At 40.4% G+C, this 2,324-nt stretch carries 4 protein-coding genes; 1 reads left to right on the plus strand and 3 read right to left on the minus strand.

Annotation, left to right across the window (positions count from 1 at the left end):
* Positions 1-808, plus strand: an 808-nt coding sequence (locus KKA81_17490; GenBank protein ID MBU2652724.1) for a hypothetical protein, incomplete at its 5' end; no start/stop codon positions are given.
* An 83-nt stretch (positions 809-891) separates the two neighbouring features.
* Here the strand turns inward: KKA81_17490 and KKA81_17495 are convergent.
* The 3 genes from KKA81_17495 to KKA81_17505 form a co-directional block, all read right to left on the minus strand.
* Entirely contained in the window at positions 892-1,317 is a 426-nt protein-coding gene (locus tag KKA81_17495; protein ID MBU2652725.1) for a PIN domain-containing protein, read from the minus strand.
* A complete protein-coding gene (locus KKA81_17500; GenBank protein ID MBU2652726.1) occupies positions 1,286-1,549 on the minus strand; it encodes a ribbon-helix-helix domain-containing protein in 264 nt (87 codons plus the stop codon). Before KKA81_17500 ends, KKA81_17495 begins: the two co-directional genes overlap by 32 nt.
* A gap of 244 nt (positions 1,550-1,793) precedes the next feature.
* On the minus strand, positions 1,794-2,324 hold a 531-nt coding region (locus KKA81_17505), incomplete at its 5' end, for a T9SS type A sorting domain-containing protein (protein ID MBU2652727.1).

Below are 2,324 nucleotides of genomic sequence, written 5' to 3' on the forward strand. Positions count from 1 at the left end.
CGGAGGAACAACGCGCGAAATGAAAGTCGTCGTTAAAAGTTCCGGCAGAAAACCCGTCGTGAAAATTTTAAAACCCGACTACGGAAAAATCTGCGGGTCAATCATGAACGAGGACTCTTTTTCATTCCTCCGCCGGGAGGCCGCGCCCGACGTTCATTCGCTTGCTTCGGATACCTCCGGGCTGCTGCGCAGTCATAGAATCCCGCTTGTGTGGAAAAAAGCAGGGGAACCGTTTTATTACGGACGTTTCGTGACAAAATGCAAAGCGGAGACAAAAAATTGGGAGGTCGTGGTTGTTGATTCCCGCGGACGAAAGACGATAAAATACAAGGGGACGGGGAAAGTTCCCGTGCAAATCGACCTGAAAGAGGAAGACATAACGAAATTTCACGCGAGGGAACCGTATTCTCCCGTGCTGATTCTGACAGTTAAAAGCGGAAAAAAATACAGGTTTAACGGAGACGTGTTTTATTTTGATGTGCTGATAAAAAAAGGAAAAGACGAAACGCTCGTGGAACTAAACAGCGGGGAACTGTTTGACAATAATAATCTTCTAACTGAAAAAGGCGAAGAAATTATTTCCGCTCTCGGGCATGTCTTAACTGAAACACCTGAGCCGACGCTTGAGATAAGAACCCGCACCTCTGATAAAAGTTTATCTACTATAAGAACCCTTAATTTTGTTGAGGCGCTCAGAAAAGAATTCCTCGTCCCCGCAAAAAACATCAAAGCAGCTCTTTATATTTATTCAAAAATTGATTTCCCTTCAATCGAACTTATCGTCAAAGAGTCAAAAGCAGAAAACTAAAACCCTTAATCGCCAACCGGCAGAATGTAATTTTATCCTGCGATGAAAAGTTTACATAATCTAAATTATCAGTCAGGGGGTTTTTAATGAAGAAGAAGATTCTCGAATTTACTTTTTCCTTTGATTCTGTAAATAGAGAAATCATTATCTAAACTAATTACTTTTTTAATATTAACCTCTTCAGCAATTATTATCAAAGTCGCATCTGCGAAATCCATCGGTCTATCCGAATATTTTGTCATTAAGTCAATTATTCTATCAAATTGTAATTCAGTTATCTCATAAACGCTTATTGCCCCCGCATGAATCCACTTTAAAAAATCAACCTGCGCTTCTATATTAAAATCAAGTAAATGAGTAACTTCTGTTATTATAGATAACGAAGTAATCAATTTACCGGAGTAATCTTTTAAAAAAGTTTTTACTTTCTGATGATGCCTGTCAGAGCGATCAAACAGGGCAACCAGGGGGCCTGTATCAATTACGGCTGTCGCGAATGTGTTTCTCACGTAATTTTTTCTTTAGATATTTTTTCCCATTTATAGACAAGTTACCTTTGCTGCTTGCGAAGCGCCCGAATAAATTTTTCCCCATTTCATAAGGAGCAATACCGGGAACATGTCTATTAAAATACTCCTCTATACTTTCTTTGATGATCTCTGTCCTAGAAACTCCTTCAAGGTTGCAGAGCAAACGAAGTTTTTTATCGGTAACTTCTTTTAATCTTGCAGTTATTGTCATAATCACCTCCCCGTATTACAAATGTAATAAAAAGCGTCGAGATTTGTCAAGAGTTGATTTCTCAAAATTCCAGTTTCCCGCCTGCCGACAGAGCCCCTGTTTTTATTTTTATCCGGGATGTCCCCGTTTTCTCCGTTTTCTCCACCACACAAAGCCGGAATGTTGCTCAGGCTCCAAGGGAGATAGCTTTTTCCGCAGAATAAACTTTCTGCGGTTTTGAACGAAAAGACTGATTAAGAAAAAGTCAGCGTATTATCGCTAATTTTCCTTTTTTCTTTTCACCTGAATCCTTAGATATTATGTAAAAATACACTCCGCTGGCTACATCCCTTCGACTGTTGTTGCGGAGGTCCCATACGGCGTCGGTATTCGAATTGTCCTTATTTATCGTCCGCACTAACTCCCCAGTTATCGTATAAATTTTTATTTTTAACGTGTTCGGTAAGTTTGTAAACGTCACTCCGGTATATCCCATTCCACTCCTCCACGGGTTCGGATAGACGTAAACGTCGTCCGGCGATAAATACGAAAGCTCAATCAAGCTGTATACCGAGAGGCTCGAAAGTTGGGCTTCTATCCATTTTGCGGAAGTGTTGATATAAAAATCTTCCTGGATAACCCATTCACCTTTATCCTCGTCCAGTTTTACAATCCTCAGTTTGTTTTCCTGCGCGCGGGTGAGGTCGGCAGGATAATAGAACCTTATGGTAATCGCTCCTGACGGCACATCGGCAAAATCAGTTATTTTATTATCAAGCTCGTCCATAATAACATA

It is taken from the genome of Bacteroidota bacterium (genome assembly GCA_018831055.1).
Lineage (GTDB): Bacteria > Bacteroidota > Bacteroidia > Bacteroidales > B18-G4 > M55B132.

Bases quoted from the DNA above. Each gene is read 5' to 3' on its own strand.
- KKA81_17500 (MBU2652726.1), bottom strand. From the start codon at position 1,549: ATGACAATAACTGCAAGATTAAAAGAAGTTACCGATAAAAAACTTCGT.